The 15,122-nt window shown below is 69.8% G+C and carries 15 protein-coding genes; 8 read left to right on the forward strand and 7 right to left on the reverse strand.

Features of this window, described 5'->3' with window-relative positions:
- The first annotated feature begins 72 nt into the window (after window positions 1-72).
- From tilS to folE, 4 genes are all read left to right on the forward strand, one after another.
- Complete coding sequence (gene tilS, locus A6A29_RS09715; protein WP_073719590.1) at window positions 73-1,182, forward strand: tRNA lysidine(34) synthetase TilS; 1,110 nt, start codon at window positions 73-75, stop codon at window positions 1,180-1,182.
- 99 nt (window positions 1,183-1,281) lie between these two features.
- Entirely contained in the window at window positions 1,282-1,821 is a 540-nt protein-coding gene (hpt, locus tag A6A29_RS09720; RefSeq protein ID WP_073719669.1) for a hypoxanthine phosphoribosyltransferase, read from the forward strand.
- 210 nt (window positions 1,822-2,031) lie between these two features.
- Window positions 2,032-4,089, forward strand: coding sequence for an ATP-dependent zinc metalloprotease FtsH (ftsH, locus tag A6A29_RS09725; RefSeq protein ID WP_073719591.1), 2,058 nt, complete (start codon window positions 2,032-2,034; stop codon window positions 4,087-4,089).
- A 163-nt stretch (window positions 4,090-4,252) separates the two neighbouring features.
- Window positions 4,253-4,858, forward strand: a complete 606-nt coding sequence (folE, locus tag A6A29_RS09730; protein WP_073719592.1) for a GTP cyclohydrolase I FolE — start codon at window positions 4,253-4,255, stop codon at window positions 4,856-4,858.
- Between the two features lie 79 nt (window positions 4,859-4,937).
- On the opposite strand, the gene A6A29_RS09735 is transcribed toward folE, so the two are convergent.
- The 6 genes from A6A29_RS09735 to A6A29_RS09760 form a co-directional block, all read right to left on the reverse strand.
- Complete coding sequence (locus A6A29_RS09735; RefSeq protein WP_073719593.1) at window positions 4,938-5,420, reverse strand: DUF3180 domain-containing protein; 483 nt, start codon at window positions 5,418-5,420, stop codon at window positions 4,938-4,940.
- Between the two features lie 72 nt (window positions 5,421-5,492).
- The gene (folK, locus tag A6A29_RS09740) at window positions 5,493-6,104 is read right to left on the reverse strand and encodes a 2-amino-4-hydroxy-6-hydroxymethyldihydropteridine diphosphokinase (protein WP_073719594.1); all 612 of its coding nucleotides are present in this window, start codon (window positions 6,102-6,104) and stop codon (window positions 5,493-5,495) included.
- Window positions 6,101-6,460, reverse strand: a complete 360-nt coding sequence (folB, locus tag A6A29_RS09745; protein WP_003968268.1) for a dihydroneopterin aldolase — start codon at window positions 6,458-6,460, stop codon at window positions 6,101-6,103. Before folB ends, folK begins: the two co-directional genes overlap by 4 nt.
- Window positions 6,461-6,651: 191 nt before the next feature.
- Window positions 6,652-7,125: a nuclear transport factor 2 family protein gene (locus A6A29_RS09750; protein WP_073719595.1), complete on the reverse strand. Its 474-nt coding sequence runs from the start codon at window positions 7,123-7,125 to the stop codon at window positions 6,652-6,654.
- Window positions 7,122-7,982, reverse strand: a complete 861-nt coding sequence (folP, locus tag A6A29_RS09755; protein ID WP_073719596.1) for a dihydropteroate synthase — start codon at window positions 7,980-7,982, stop codon at window positions 7,122-7,124. The genes A6A29_RS09750 and folP overlap by 4 nt, the downstream gene beginning before the upstream one ends.
- A gap of 30 nt (window positions 7,983-8,012) precedes the next feature.
- Window positions 8,013-9,842: a phosphatidylglycerol lysyltransferase domain-containing protein gene (locus A6A29_RS09760; RefSeq protein ID WP_073719597.1), complete on the reverse strand. Its 1,830-nt coding sequence runs from the start codon at window positions 9,840-9,842 to the stop codon at window positions 8,013-8,015.
- 143 nt (window positions 9,843-9,985) lie between these two features.
- Between A6A29_RS09760 and A6A29_RS09765 the strand changes: the two genes are divergently transcribed.
- Entirely contained in the window at window positions 9,986-11,107 is a 1,122-nt protein-coding gene (locus A6A29_RS09765; RefSeq protein ID WP_073719598.1) for an alpha/beta hydrolase, read from the forward strand.
- Between the two features lie 14 nt (window positions 11,108-11,121).
- Here A6A29_RS09765 and A6A29_RS09770 read toward each other — a convergent pair whose 3' ends face one another.
- Complete coding sequence (locus A6A29_RS09770; protein ID WP_073719599.1) at window positions 11,122-12,327, reverse strand: ABC transporter ATP-binding protein; 1,206 nt, start codon at window positions 12,325-12,327, stop codon at window positions 11,122-11,124.
- A 143-nt stretch (window positions 12,328-12,470) separates the two neighbouring features.
- Between A6A29_RS09770 and A6A29_RS09775 the strand changes: the two genes are divergently transcribed.
- The 3 genes from A6A29_RS09775 to A6A29_RS09785 all read left to right on the forward strand — a co-directional run bounded on the left by A6A29_RS09775 (window position 12,471) and on the right by A6A29_RS09785 (window position 14,971).
- Window positions 12,471-13,256: an ABC transporter permease gene (locus A6A29_RS09775; RefSeq protein WP_073719600.1), complete on the forward strand. Its 786-nt coding sequence runs from the start codon at window positions 12,471-12,473 to the stop codon at window positions 13,254-13,256.
- Window positions 13,257-13,259: 3 nt separating this feature from the next.
- Window positions 13,260-13,934 (forward strand): ABC transporter permease, encoded by a 675-nt coding sequence (locus A6A29_RS09780; protein WP_073719601.1) that lies wholly within the window; start codon window positions 13,260-13,262, stop codon window positions 13,932-13,934.
- Between the two features lie 65 nt (window positions 13,935-13,999).
- Window positions 14,000-14,971, forward strand: coding sequence for an ABC transporter substrate-binding protein (locus A6A29_RS09785; protein WP_073719602.1), 972 nt, complete (start codon window positions 14,000-14,002; stop codon window positions 14,969-14,971).
- Window positions 14,972-15,122: the final 151 nt, after the last annotated feature.

The following is a 15,122-nucleotide window of genomic DNA, read 5'->3' on the forward strand; positions in this document are numbered from 1 at the left end:
CGCACTCTGAGTGACGGAACGCACCCGTTCCGGCGCTCGACGCACTTCCCAACTCCATGAAGGGCACCGGACATGGGTCCCCATCCTGCGGTCGCGGCGATACGCCTGGCGGTCCGCCGCGTACTCCACGACGTACTCACCGACTACCACCGGCACTCCGACCACGACCGGCACCCGGAACAGGCGCGGCGGTCCCCGCTCGCCGAACGCCCCCGGTTCGCCGAAGCCGGTGCGGGCAGCGGTCGCGCCGCACTCCCCGAACGGCCCGACACCCCCCTCGTGCTCGTCGCCTGCTCCGGCGGCGCCGACTCCATGGCGCTGGCCTCGGCCCTCGCCTTCGAGTCCCGCAAGCTCTCCGTCCGGGCCGGCGGGATCACCGTCGACCACAACCTGCAGGCAGGCTCCGACCTGCGTGCCGCCGAGGTCGTCGCCCGGCTCGCCGCCATGGACCTCGACCCGGTCGAGTCCGTCGCCGTGGACGTCGGCCGTGAGGGCGGCCCCGAGGCCGCCGCCCGCGACGCCCGCTACGCCGCCCTGGACGCCGCCGCCGAGCGCCACGGCGCTGCCGCCGTCCTCCTCGGCCACACCCGCGACGACCAGGCGGAGACGGTTCTGCTCGGCCTCGCCCGCGGCTCCGGGATCCGCTCGCTCTCCGGGATGGCCGCCGCGTCCGGGCCGGCCGGCCGCTACCGCCGCCCCTTCCTCCAGCTCGACCGGCAGACCGCCCGCAAGGCGTGCCTGGTCCAGTCCCTCCCCGTCTGGGACGACCCGCACAACATCGACCCCGCCTACACCCGCTCCCGGCTGCGCCACGAGGGCCTGCCCGCCCTGGAGAAGGCGCTCGGCAAGGGTGTCGTCGAAGCCCTCGCCCGTACGGCCCAGCTCTCCCGCGACGACGCCGACGCCCTCGACACCTGGGCCGCCGAGGCCGAGACCTCCGTACGCGACGACGACGGCCGGCTGGAGTGCGCCAAGCTCTACGTCCTGCCGCCCGCGGTACGCCGCCGGGTGCTGCGCCGGGCCGTGCTCGACGCCGGGGCGCCGGCCGGTTCGCTGTTCGCCCGGCACATCGAGGAAGTCGACCGCCTGATCACCGGCTGGCGCGGCCAGCGGGCCATCAACCTGCCCGGCCGCGTCGAAGCCCGGCGGCAGGGTGGCAGACTGGTGATTCGGCAGAGCTGAAGCACAAGCGGCTGAAGAGCAGGCGAAACAGCCGGGCCGGTCCGGGGTGCGCCCCGGGTCCGGCAGGCAAAGAAAGAGACGCGGGTGAACGAGAAGGACATGGGCACCGACCTTCAGTCGGTGCTCCTCACCAAGGAAGAGATCGACGCGAAGCTCGTCGAGCTGGCCGCGAAGATCGACGCGGAGTACGCGGGCAAGGACCTGCTCATCGTCGGCGTGCTCAAGGGCGCGGTGATGGTGATGGCGGACCTGGCGCGCGCGCTGTCCACCCCCGTCACGATGGACTGGATGGCCGTCTCCTCGTACGGCGCGGGCACCCAGTCCTCCGGCGTCGTCCGGATCCTCAAGGACCTGGACACCGACATCAAGGGCAAGCATGTCCTGATCGTCGAGGACATCATCGACTCCGGTCTGACGCTGTCCTGGCTGCTGTCCAACCTGGGCTCGCGGGAGCCGGCCACCCTTGAGGTCTGCACCCTGCTGCGCAAGCCGGATGCCGCGAAGGTCGCGATCGATGTGAAGTGGATCGGTTTCGACATCCCCAACGAGTTCGTCGTCGGCTACGGACTGGACTACGCGGAGAAGTACCGCAACCTTCCGTTCGTCGGCACGCTCGCCCCGCACGTCTACGGCGGCTGACAGCCCGCGAGGCCCCCACGGGCCCGAACCCGGCCGAACTCTGGGGAACCCTCACTGATTTCCCGCCGTTGAAGGCTTCGAAAGCGGGTTTGTCAGACGTCCCCGGCGGTCGCAGGTGACAATGCTGGGGTACCGTCCGAAGAACAGTCTTTATCTCACAGCAGCATTTACCTACGGGCAGGAGGGACGGGGCGTCTTCGCTCCGTATGGATGGACGTGAAGCGATACTTCCGTGGGCCGGTCATGTGGATCGTGCTGGCCGTCCTCGCCGTGGTCGTGTTGATGCAGGTCGTCGGCTCGTCTGGCGGCTATAAGACGGTGGACACCGGCAAGGTGATCCAGGCGATCAGCAAGGACCAGGTGGAGCAGGCCAAGCTGACCACCGGTGACGAACAGATTCTCAAGATTGAGCTGAAGGGCGGCCAGAAGCTCGACGGCGAGTCCGGCAGCAAGTTCCAGGCGAGCTACATCGGCAACCAGGGTGTCGAGCTTGCCGACACGCTGCAGAAGAAGTTCGAGAGCGGTGACATCGAGAAGGGTTACACCGTCTCGCCGTCGAAGCAGTCCCCGTTCGTCTCGATCCTCCTCTCGCTGCTGCCCTTCGTCCTGATCGTGGTCGTCTTCCTGTTTCTGATGAATCAGATGCAGGGCGGCGGATCCAAGGTCATGCAGTTCGGCAAGTCCAAGGCCAAGCTGATCACCAAGGACACCCCGAAGACGACGTTCGCCGATGTGGCGGGGTCCGACGAGGCTGTCGAGGAGCTCCACGAGATCAAGGAGTTCCTCCAGGAGCCGGCGAAGTTCCAGGCCGTCGGCGCCAAGATCCCCAAGGGTGTCCTGCTGTACGGGCCGCCCGGCACGGGCAAGACGCTGCTCGCTCGCGCCGTCGCGGGCGAGGCGGGTGTGCCGTTCTACTCGATCTCCGGTTCCGACTTCGTCGAGATGTTCGTCGGTGTCGGTGCCTCCCGAGTGCGTGACCTCTTCGAGCAGGCCAAGGCGAACGCCCCGGCGATCGTCTTCGTCGACGAGATCGACGCCGTCGGCCGGCACCGCGGTGCGGGCATGGGCGGCGGTCACGACGAGCGCGAGCAGACCCTCAACCAGCTGCTCGTCGAGATGGACGGCTTCGATGTGAAGGGCGGCGTCATTCTGATCGCCGCCACGAACCGGCCGGACATCCTCGACCCGGCGCTGCTGCGTCCAGGACGTTTCGACCGGCAGATCGCGGTCGACCGTCCGGACATGCTGGGCCGTCTCGAAATCCTCAAGGTGCACCAGAAGGGCAAGCCGGTAGCGAAGGACGTCGATCTCGGCGCCGTCGCCCGCCGTACGCCCGGCTTCACCGGTGCCGACCTGTCGAACGTGCTGAACGAGGCCGCGCTCCTCACGGCGCGCGGCAACAAGACGCTGATCGACAACAGCATGCTCGACGAGGCCATCGACCGCGTCGTGGCGGGCCCGCAGAAGCGGACCCGGATCATGTCCGAGCGGGAAAAGAAGATCACCGCGTACCACGAGGGCGGCCACGCCCTGGTCGCGGCGGCTTCTCCCCAGTCGGACCCGGTCCACAAGATCACGATCCTCTCCCGCGGCCGCGCCCTCGGTTACACGATGGTGCTCCCGGAGGAGGACAAGTACTCCACGACGCGCAACGAGATGCTCGACCAGCTCGCTTACATGCTGGGCGGGCGCGCGGCCGAGGAACTGGTCTTCCACGACCCGACCACCGGTGCCGCGAACGACATCGAGAAGGCCAGTGCCACGGCCCGCGCGATGGTCACGCAGTACGGCATGACGGAGCGGCTCGGCGCGATCAAGTTCGGCGGCGACAACACCGAGCCCTTCGTGGGCCGGGAGCTGGGTCACCAGCGCGACTACTCGGAAGAGGTCGCGGCGCTCGTCGACGAAGAGGTCAAGAAGCTCATCGAGACCGCGCACAACGACGCGTGGGAGATCCTCGTCGAGAATCGCGACATCCTCGACGCCCTCGTGCTCGAACTCCTTGAGAAGGAGACGCTCGGCAAGGAGCAGATCGCCGAGATCTTCGCCCCGATCGTGAAGCGCCCGGCCCGCCCGGCGTGGACCGGTTCCGTCCGGCGCACCCCGTCGACGCGTCCGCCGGTGCTCTCGCCGAAGGAGCTGGCCCTCACCAATGGCGCTTCCACCGCCAACGGTTCGGCCACTCCGGCGGAGATCGCCCCGACGGACCTGACGAAGGATGCCGCCCCGTCCACCGAGGCGACACCGGAAGAGCGTCCGGAGAGCTAGCCCCGTACCGACCTCGGTGTGGCCCCTGTCACGGGAGTCCCACCGGGCCCGGAATGGATGCCGCGCCCCCCAGGTTTTAGCCTGTGGGGGCGCGGCTTTTCCGTATGCCTGCGAGTTCTGCGCGCAGCCCGCGCTTGTGACAGCACAGAGGAACGAGGCACAGATGACCGACCCGGTGACGTTGGACGGCGAGGGTCCGATCGGCGAGTTCGACGAGAAGCGGGCCGAGGCGGCGGTACGCGAACTTCTCCTCGCGGTCGGCGAGAACCCGGACCGCGAGGGCCTGCGGGAGACGCCGGGGCGCGTGGCACGGGCGTACAAGGAGATATTCGCCGGCCTGTACCAGGAGCCCGAGGACGTCCTGACGACCACGTTCGACCTGGGTCACGACGAGATGGTGCTCGTCAAGGACATCGAGGTGTTCAGTACCTGTGAGCACCACCTGGTGCCGTTCCGGGGCGTCGCGCACGTCGGCTACATCCCCGCGGCCACCGGAAAGATCACCGGTCTGTCGAAGCTGGCCCGGCTGGTCGACGTCTATGCCCGCCGCCCCCAGGTCCAGGAGCGGCTCACCACACAGGTCGCCGACTCGCTGATGCAGATACTGGAGCCGCGCGGCGTCATCGTCGTCATCGAGTGCGAGCACATGTGCATGTCGATGCGGGGCATCCGCAAGCCCGGTGCGAAGACGATCACCTCGGCGGTACGCGGCCAGCTCCGCGCCCCCGCGACGCGCGCGGAGGCGATGAGCCTCATCATGGCGCGCTGACGCCGGGGCGGACGCGGATACGGCGCCGGGGACGGATGCTCACGGCGCCGGGGAGCTACGGAGGAGCGCGGCGGACCGCTTACGCGGCTGCCGCGCTCTTGTCGTCGTCGTGGTCCTCCGGGAGCTTGCAGACGCGCTCCAGGAACAGGGCGGACGCGATGACCGCGATCCCGGCCACGACCGAGAGGCCCGCGTAGATGGCCTGGTCGCGGCGGGGCGGGATGTCGAGGAAGCCGAGCAGGAAGACGCCCGTGCCGCCGTACATCCCGGCGACCAGGGCGGCCACGAGAGCGCTCGCCTGACCGAAGACGACCGAGCGGGCCGCCATCAGCGGCTCGACGCCCTTCGCCCCCGGACGGCGCTCCCGCTGGGCGCGCAGCCGGGCACGGATGGAGAGCGCCGTGGCGAGCAGGACGACCGCGATCACCGCGAGCACGATGGGGGCGGCCAGCGGGACGCTCGGCAGGCTGTCCAGGGAGTCCCAGAGCCTGGCCGCGCCCCAGGAGAGCACTCCGGCGGCGGCGAAGAAGCCCGCCAGTACCCCGAGCCGTAGTTCCTTCACCGTGTGAGCCGCCCTTCTCCGTCCTGATGACCGGGCCGCCCGTGCCGGCCCGGTGTCCTTCGAGCCTAACGACTACTCGGGCAGCCGGAGTTCCAGATCGGCCCGGGGCAGTACGCCGTCGCGTCCGACACCGGCCAGCAGGTCGGCGACCGCACCGGCGCCCGGCAGCTGGGCCTCGGGGTCCACGTCGTGCCACGGTGCGAGCACGAAGGCCCGCTCGTGGGCGCGGGGGTGGGGGAGGGTGAGCAGCGGGTCGTCGGAGACCACATCGGCGTACGCCACGATGTCGACGTCGATCGTGCGCGGGGCCCAGCGCTCGTCGCGGACCCGGTCGAACGCCTCCTCGATGGCCTGACCGCGCTCCAGCAGGGAGGACGGGGGCAGGGTCGTCTTCACGACGATCACCGCGTTGAAGTACGAGGGCTGGGAGCCGGCCTCGACGCCCCAGGGCTCCGTCTCGTAGACCGGGGAGACCGCTTTGACCCGCAGGCCGGGGGTGTCCTCCAGCGCGTCGATGGCGCCCTGGAGGGTCTCCAGGCGGTTGCCCAGGTTCGAGCCGAGCGAGATCACGGCGCGCTTGGGGTTGGAGAGGGTGATGTCCGCGGCGTCCACCTGCTCGACCACGGCGGCGGGCACCGGCTGTACGGTCGGGTCGCTCTGCCCCCCGGTGGAAAATGCGGTCATGCTCGGCTCCGGGTGATGGTGATGGTCACGTCGTCGAAGGGGACGGTGATCGGGGCGTCCGGCTTGTGCACGACCACCTCGACCTCCTGGACGCCTTCGTGCTTGAGGCACTGCTGGGCGATGCGCTCGGCCAGTGTCTCGATCAGATCGACCGGTTCGCCCGTGACGACGTCGACGACCTCCTCCGCGACCACGCCGTAGTGCACGGTGCGCGCCAGGTCGTCGGTGGCCGCCGCGGGGCGGGTGTCGAGGCCGAGCACCAGATCCACGATGAAGGTCTGGCCCTCTTCCCGTTCCCGGGGGAAGACGCCATGGTGCCCACGGGCCTTGAGGCCGCGCAGCGCGACACGATCCACGCGAATCACTCCTGCTGTCGTTGGTCGGCAAGGCACCCTGCCGCGTGCGGGCGGCGGGACGACTTGCTTCGAATCTACCTGCGAGCACCGACAGTGCTCGCCCGTGGGGGCTATGGACGGGACCTCACGGGGCTGGTAGCCGCCCCTACCCCGTGGTTCCGGAGCCCAACCCCTCCTGGGCGGGTACCCGCTCAGGAGGGTGTTTCCTCGTCCTCTTCCTCATCGGTTTCGGTGAGCACGGGGGAGCCGTGGTGCGACCAGAGCTTCCAGCCGTCGGGGGTACGCCGGAACACGTTGGTGGCGACGACGAGCTGGCCCACGAGCGGGCCCAGGGCGTTGCCGTCCTCGGCCGGGCCGCCGCTGAGGATGTTCTCCGTACAGGTGACCAGCGCGGTGTCACCGGTCATGGCGACCGAGACATCGGTCAGGAAGAACTGGATGTACTCGGTGTTCGCCATGATCAGCGCGTAGCTGCGCAGCACCTCGCCGCGGCCGGTGAGGACCGGCCAGCCCGGGTGCACGCAGGAGACGGTGAGGTCCTCGCCCGGCAGCCAGAGGCCGGAGAGCTCCTCGAAGTCGCCGCGTTCCATCGCCTCGTAGAAGGCCGTATTGGCCTGTTCGACCTCCGCGATGTCCTCGGCGGCCCGTGCGCGGTCGTCGTTCACGCGGCTCCTTCCACGGCGCGGGCGACCCGCACGGCGTCGGCGGTGGCCCGCACCTCGTGGACCCGGACCGCCCAGGCACCCGCCTGTGCGGAGAGGGCGGAGATCGCGGCGGTGGCCGCGTCGCGCTCGCGGGCGGGTGGCGGTGCGGAGTCCGGCCCGGCCAGGACATGGCCGAGGAAGCGCTTGCGGGAGGCGGCCACCAGCAGCGGGCGGCCCAGATCGCGCAGGTCGGAGAGGTGCGCGACGAGTGCGAGGTCGTGGGAGGCGTCCTTGGCGAAGCCGAGGCCGGGGTCGATCACCAGGCGCTCCGGGTCCACGCCGCCCGCTGTCACGGCTTCCATGCGCTCGCGCAGTTCGGCGACGACTTCGGCGACGACGTCCTCGTACACCGCCCGGCTGTTCATGGACTCGCTGAAGCCGCGCCAGTGCATGACGACGAACGGGACACCGGCGGCGGCGACCACCGGGATCATGTCGGGGTCGGCGAGGCCGCCGCTCACGTCGTTGACGAGGGCCGCCCCGGCGGCGACGGCCTGCTCGGCGACGCGGGCCCGCATGGTGTCCACGGAGACGGTGACGCCCTCGGAGGTCAGGGCCCGCACGACGGGGACGACGCGCCGCAGCTCCTCCGACGCGTCCACCCGGCTGGCGCCGGGCCGGGTCGACTCACCGCCGACGTCGACCAGGTCCGCGCCCTCGGCCACCAGATCGAGGCCGCGCTTGATCGCGGCCCCGGTGTCGAACCAGCGGCCCCCGTCGGAGAAGGAATCGGGCGTCACATTGACGACTCCCATGACCGCACAGCGGTCCCAGTCCGGCAGGCCTCGCACCGTGCCCCGTCCGCGCAACGTACTCATACGACCAGCGTAGGCCCGTACGGCGGCTCGCTATGCCGCGCGTACCCCCTGCTCCGGGCCGCGCTGGGGCGGATGGGCGCAGGGGCGCGGCCGGCGGGCCGGGAACGGCCGGGGGAGCGAGAGGTTCACGAAGCCCTCCGCCTGCATCGCCGCGAAGCCGATGCGGGGCAGGTCACGGCTGGTGCGGAAAACCACGAAGCGGGGCTCCCAGCGCGGCCGGAACTTGGCGTTGAACTTGTACAGCGACTCGATCTGGAACCAGCGCGAAAGAAAGATCAGGAGCCCGCGCCAGCAGCGCAGCACCGGCCCCGCGCCCAGCCGCTCACCCCGCGCGAGCGCCGAGCGGAACATGGCGAAGTTCAGCGACACACGTTCGACACCGAGCTTCGGGGCGGCCTGGAGGGAGGCGACGATCAGCAGCTCGTTCATGCCGGGGTCGGCGGAGCGGTCGCGGCGCATCAGTTCCAGGGACATCCCGTCGCGCCCCCAGGGCACGAAGTGGAGGACGGCCTTCAGGTCCCCGTACCGGGAGTCCTCGGGGCCGGAGCCGGCCAGGTGCGCGGTGGCGATGACGCAGTCGCCGTCGCCGGGGTCGCCGATCCGGCCGAGCGCCATGGAGAAGCCGCGCTCGGTGTCGGTGCCGCGCCAGTCGGCGGCGGCCGCCCGGATGCGTTCCAGTTCGGTGTCGCCGATGTCACGTACGCGCCGGACCCGGGTCTCGTAGCCGTTACGTTCGATGCGCTTGACCATCTGGCGCACGTTCCGCATCGCCCGCCCGGCGAGGGAGAAATCCGCGACGTCCACCACCGCCTCGTCGCCCAGTTCCAGGGCCAGGAGTCCGGTCTCACGGGTCCAGACCTCGCCGCCGGTCTCGCTGCAGCCCATCACCGCGGGGGTCCAGGAGTGCGCCTTCGCCTCGTCCATGAAGCGTTCGATGGCGCCGGGCCACGCCTCCACGTCGCCGATCGGGTCGCCGCTGGCCAGCATCACCCCGGACACGACCCGGTAGCAGACGGCCGCCTTGCCGCTGGGGGAGAAGACGACGCCCTTGTCGCGGCGGAGCGCGAAGTGGCCGAGCGAGTCACGGCCGCCGTGCCGCTCCAGCAGCGCCCGCAGCCGGGCCTCGTCGTCCTCGGTGAGGCGGGCGGCAGGATGTTCGGGGCGGAAGGCGAGGTACACGGTGGTGACGGCGGTCAGCAGGCCCAGGGCGCCGAGTGAGTACGCCACGGTCCAGGAGGTCCGCCCGGCGTAGTCGACGGGCCCCTCGAAGCCGAACAGTCCGTACATCACGTGCTGGAGGCGGTCGGCTATGGACGGGTTCCCGACGACCCGGCCGGGGTGGACGCTGACGATGACCAGACCGAGCACGAGGGAACCGGCGCCGAGCAGGACGAAGTTGGCCAATGCCCTCCAACGGCTCCGGGGGTCGGGGAGAGCCCGGAATTCACTCCGGTGGCGCACCAACAGGTAACACAGCGTCAGGGAGACGAGGACGCCGACGATCGAGTGCCGGTACGCGAACTGGGCCACGGCCCCCGCCGGAAGCAGCACCACGGCGGCGCGCCAGGCCCTCCGCTTGTGCCGCTTCAGCCCGTGCGCGAGCAGGAGCAGCAGCATGCCCGCGCTCAGCGAGAGCGCTGCGGCGAACGGGCCGAGGGCGCCGGGGAGCACCTCGGCGACGGTGTGCATCCGGCTGTGCCGGAAGCGCGGGAAGACCCCTGCGGCGACGTCGATCAGGCCGACGACGGCGCAGGCACCGCCGACCAGGGCCGGTACGGATTCGGGGCGGGGCCCGCGTACGAACTGACGTACGCGATGCGGAACCGACCCTGTTTTATCCCCATCTACCGTGACAGACATCGCTTCCCGTGGCTCCGCGAGAGATTCTTAGGTCCGTCGGCCGAAGCCTCTACGGACGATGTGCGCCCTCTAGGACGAGGCTTCCGGGGAGTAGGTTCCCCCACATTCCGGAAAATTCATGCACAGAAAGCTCTACTTCACTCATGGGTCTCACCAGTAACGCAGTTCTGGCGCTGGCGGCATCACTGGCCGTCGTGCTGTTCGCCGCCACGATCTGGCTGTGGCCGCGGCTGGCGCGGCGTGGCGTCCGTGCGGTCTCGGGCCGGATCGGACTGCTGCTGGCGACCCAGGTGATGGTGTTCGCCTCGGTCGGACTGGCGGCCAACAACTCGTTCCTCTTCTACGGCTCCTGGGCCGATCTCTTCGGGCAGAAGCAGGACCTGGGTGTGGTCAACGACCACGCGGACGGCGCGGCGGGGTCCACGAACATGGTCCGGGTGGGCACCCAGCGGCCGGACGGGCCCGGCGGCACCCGTCCCGCCACCGGCGGACGGCTCGACAAGGTCGTCGTCTCCGGGCAGCTCTCGGGCATCGAGAGCTCGGCGTACGTCTATCTGCCGCCGGAGTACTTCCAGCCCGCGTACGCGCGGCGGAGCTTCCCGGCCGTCGTCGTGCTCACGGGCTACCCGGGTACGGCGGAGAACCTGTTCAAGGGGCTGCGCTATCCGCAGACGGCCCTCGCTCGGGTGAAGGCGGGCAAGGCCCAGCCGATGATCCTGGTGATGCTGCGGCCGACGGTGGCGCCGCCGAGGGACACCGAGTGCGTGGACATTCCCAAGGGCCCGAAGACGGAGACGTTCTTCGCGAAGGACCTGCCGCAGGCGATCTCGGAGTCGTACCGGGTCGGGAACCGGGCCCGTAACTGGGGCATCATCGGCAACTCGACCGGCGGCTACTGCGCGCTGAAGATCGGGCTGCACCACCCGGACCGGTTCACGGTGAGCGCCGGACTCTCCGCGTACTACCGGGCGGCCGAGGACCCGACGACGGGCGATCTGTTCCACGGCGACGAGGCGGCGCGCAACCGTGCCGACCTGCTGTGGACCCTGGAGAACCGGCCGCCGCCCGGCGGGTCCTTCCTGGTCACGACGTCCCGGCAGGGCGAGGGGAACCTCAAGGCGACCAAGGAGTTCATCAAGCGGGTGAAGGCTCCCGCCCGGGTGTCGTCGATCGTGCTCGACAGCGGCGGGCACAACTTCACCACCTGGCGGCGGGAGATCCCGGCGGCCCTGGACTGGATGAGCGGCAGGCTCAGCGAGAACTGAGCGGGCGGTCCGGGTCACCCCGCCTTCGCGCCCGGTGCCCCGGCCGTCTCCACCTTCGCCACGGTCTCCACGGCGACCTCCGCACGCGGTACGTCCTGGGCGTCCGCGTCGATCGAGCGGCGCAGGGCCTCGTGCAGCCGGGCCGGGGTGAGGACGCCGAGGAAGCGGCCGGCGCTCTCCTTGTCGATGACCGCGATCCAGCCCGCGTCGTGCTGGAGCATCGTGGCGAACGCCTGCTTGAGCGGGGCGCCGAGCGGGAGCCACGCCTCCATGCGGCGGGCGTGCTCGCGGACCGTGCCCCCGGCGGTGGCCGACGCGGCGCTGGTGGCGGAGATCCAGCCGTGCAGGTTGTCCCGGCTGTCCAGGACGACCGCCCAGCGCGCGCCCTCGGACCGGAGCCGTTCGGTCGCCGTCGCGAGCGGGTCGTCGAGGTGGACGACGGGCGGCTGGTCGAGGTCGCTCTCCTCGATGGGCGTCACCGAGAGCCGCTTCAGTCCCCGGTCGGCGCCGACGAAGTCCGCGACGTACGGGGTCGCGGGGGCGCCGAGCACGGTGGCGGGGGAGTCGAACTGCTCGATGCGGCCCTGTCCGTAGACGGCGATACGGTCGCCGAGCCGGACGGCCTCCTCGATGTCGTGCGTGACGAACAGCACGGTTTTACGGACCTGGGCCTGGAGTTTCAGGAATTCGTTCTGCAGCCGTTCACGGACGACCGGGTCGACCGCCCCGAAAGGTTCATCCATCAGCAGGACCGGAGGGTCGGCGGCCAATGCGCGGGCCACCCCGACGCGTTGGCGCTGACCCCCGGAGAGCTGTTCCGGATAGCGGCCGCCATAAACGGAAGGATCAAGTCCGACCAGGTCGAGGAGTTCGGCGGCGCGCTCGCGCCCCTTTCCGCGATTCCAGCCGAGGAGATGAGGGACGGTCGCGGTGTTCTCCAGGACCGTTTTGTGCGGGAAGAGGCCGACCTGCTGGATGACGTAGCCGATCCGGCGCCTGAGCCGGACGGGGTCGATGGCGGATATGTCGTCCCCGTCGAGGAATATCCTCCCCTCGGTCGGTTCGATCAGCCGGTTCACCATCTTCATGGTGGTCGTCTTGCCGCAGCCGGAAGGTCCGACGAGCGTGACCAGTTCGCCCTCGCCGACCTCGAAGGAAAGGTCGTCGACGGCGGTGGTGCCGTCCGCGTACCGCTTGGTGACGTGCTCGAAACGAATCATGATTCCCCATGGTGACGGGCGTTCTGTGAAGGACATGTTGCCGGAATGCGACAGCCTCGGCGATTGTCAGTGGTCGAGGATAGGCTCGCCAGACATCAGTTCGGGGCGGCATCACGAAGGAAAGCTGTGGGGGTGGGGGACGGATGGCCGGAGAGAACTGCCTGGTGGCGAACGACTGGATCTGTGGGGAGTATCTGCGCTCCCGCAGCCAGGAGTTGACCGACGCCACCGTGCAGCACATCTGGATCACCGCGGTTTCGGTGCTGATCGGGCTCGCGGTCGCCTTTCCGCTGGCGCTGCTCGCACGCCGCGGACGGCATTTCGCGGGGCCGGTGCTGGGGCTGACGACCGTGCTCTACACCGTGCCGTCGCTGGCGATGTTCTCCCTGCTGCTGCCGCTGTTCGGACTCTCCGCGGCGCTGGTCGTCACCGGCCTGGTGCTCTATTCGCTGACCATCCTCGTACGGAACATCCTCGCGGGGCTCGAAGCGGTGCCGCAGGAGGCGAAGGATGCCGCCAAGGGCATGGGGTACGGCCCCGCCCGGCTGCTCTGGGAAGTGGAACTCCCGCTCGCGCTGCCCGCGTTGATGGCGGGCCTGCGCATCGCCACGGTGTCGACGGTCGCGCTGACGACCGTCGGCTCACTCGTCGGCAAGGGCGGGCTCGGCAATCTCATCGAGGACGCGCTGCCGAGCTTCTTCAAGGCCCAGGTGCTGACCGCCTCGGTGCTCTGTGTACTGCTGGCGGTGGCGGCGGATCTGCTGCTGCTCGGTCTCCAGCGACTGCTGACGCCCTGGACCCGAATACGCCCGACGACGGGTGCGGCGGGACGGACGGGGTCGGCGGGGTCGGCGGGACAGGGTGGAACGACCGGCGGCCCGGCGGGTACGCCGGGATCGCCCGTCGTCGCGAAGGTGGAGGCGGGCTGACCCGTGGGAGTCATCGAGGGGGCCTGGACCTGGCTCACCACCGGGGCCAACTGGTCGGGGGAGAACGGGGCCGCACACCGGCTTTCCGAGCATCTCTACGTCAGCGGGGTGGCGCTCGCGGTGGCCTGTGCCATCGCCCTGCCGCTCGCCCTGTATCTGGGGCACATCGGCAAGGGGGGTGCGCTCGCGGTCAACATCTCCAACGTGGGCCGGGCGATCCCCGTCTTCGCGGTGCTGGCCCTCTTCATGGTCACGCCCCTGCGCAACTCCGGCTATCTGCCCACGATCATCGCGCTGGTCCTGTTCGCCGTGCCCCCGCTGCTGACCAACGCCTACGTCGGGATGACGGAGGTGGACCGGTCGGTGGTGGAGGCCGCGCGCGGCATGGGGATGTCCGGCGGGCAGCTCTTCGTGCGGGTCGAGCTTCCGCTGGCCTACCCGATGATCATGACCGGGCTGCGGTCCGCCGCGGTCCAGGTCGTGGCCACCGCCTCGATCGCCGCGATGGTCGGCCTCGGCGGCCTGGGCCGGATCATCACCGCCGGATTCAACACGTACGACACCGCGCAGGTCTTCGCCGGTGCGGTGCTGATCGCCCTGCTGGCCCTGCTGGTGGAGGGGGTGCTGGTGGCGCTGGACCGGCTGCTGTCGCCGCAGCGCCGCCGCAGGACCGTATGACCTCGTGCCGTACGTGACCTTTTCTTGATGGTTTGTCACCCCATTTCGTTCGGACGGAGAACAACATGAGCAGGACCTCGCGCATAGCGGGTGCGGTCATCGGCATGGTGGCGCTGGCCGGGTCGCTCGCGGCCTGCGGCGGCGACAGCCTGGAGAAGGAGAAGGGGGGCTCCGGCACATCGGCCGGCTCGGGCAGGAAGGGCACGCTCGTCGTGGGCTCCGCCTCGTTCACCGAGTCCAAGGTGCTCGCCGAGCTGTACGCGCAGATCCTGGCCGACGCCGGTTACAGCACCTCGATCACCACGGTGAAGAACCGCGAGCTGTACGAGCCCTCGCTGGAGAAGGGCGAGATCGACGTCGTCCCGGAATATGCCGCCACGATCGCCGAATTCCTCAACGCCAAGGTGAACGGGGCCGCGCAGGCGGAGAAGAAGCCGGTCGCCTCCGGGGATGCCACGGCCACGGTCGCCGCCCTGGAGAAGCTCGCCACTCCGCTCGGTCTGAAGGTGCTCCCGGTCGGCGCCGCCGTCGACCAGAACGCCTTCGCGGTGTCCAAGGAATTCGCCGGGAAGAACAACCTCAAGACGCTTTCCGATCTTGGTAAGTCGAAGCTCAAGGTGAAGATCGCGGCGGGCGACGAGTGCGAGGTGCGGCCCTTCTGCGCACCGGGTCTGAAGAAGACGTACGGCATTGACGTCACCGGTATCGACCCCAAGGGCGTCGGCACCCCGCAGTCCAAGCAGGCGGTCAAGGACGGCAAGGACCAGTTGGTCCTGACGACCACCACGGACGCGGTGCTGGACGGGCTGGTGTTCCTGGACGATGACAAGAAGCTCCAGAACGCCGACAACGTACTTCCGGTGCTCAATGCCAAGGACGCGGGCGCCCAGGACATCGCCGACGCGCTCGGGAAGCTCACCGACACGCTCACCACGGAAGATCTCGCGGAACTGAACCGCAAGATCGACGCCGAGCGCGCCAAGCCCGCCGATGTGGCCAAGGACTATCTGCAGTCCAAAGGTTTGATCAAGAAGTAGGTCGGTACGCGGAACGAACGGGCGCCCGATTGAACCGGAATCGGGCGCCCGGAGCGTGCTTTTCGGGCTTCCGCCGACCTTTTCGGACTTCCGCCGACACTCGCGGAAGCCCTTTCCGGCGCCGCCAGGTCACCGGCGGGGAACAGATTGC

Origin of the sequence: Streptomyces sp. TSRI0281, from assembly GCF_001905125.1 — a bacterium.
GTDB lineage: Bacteria > Actinomycetota > Actinomycetes > Streptomycetales > Streptomycetaceae > Streptomyces.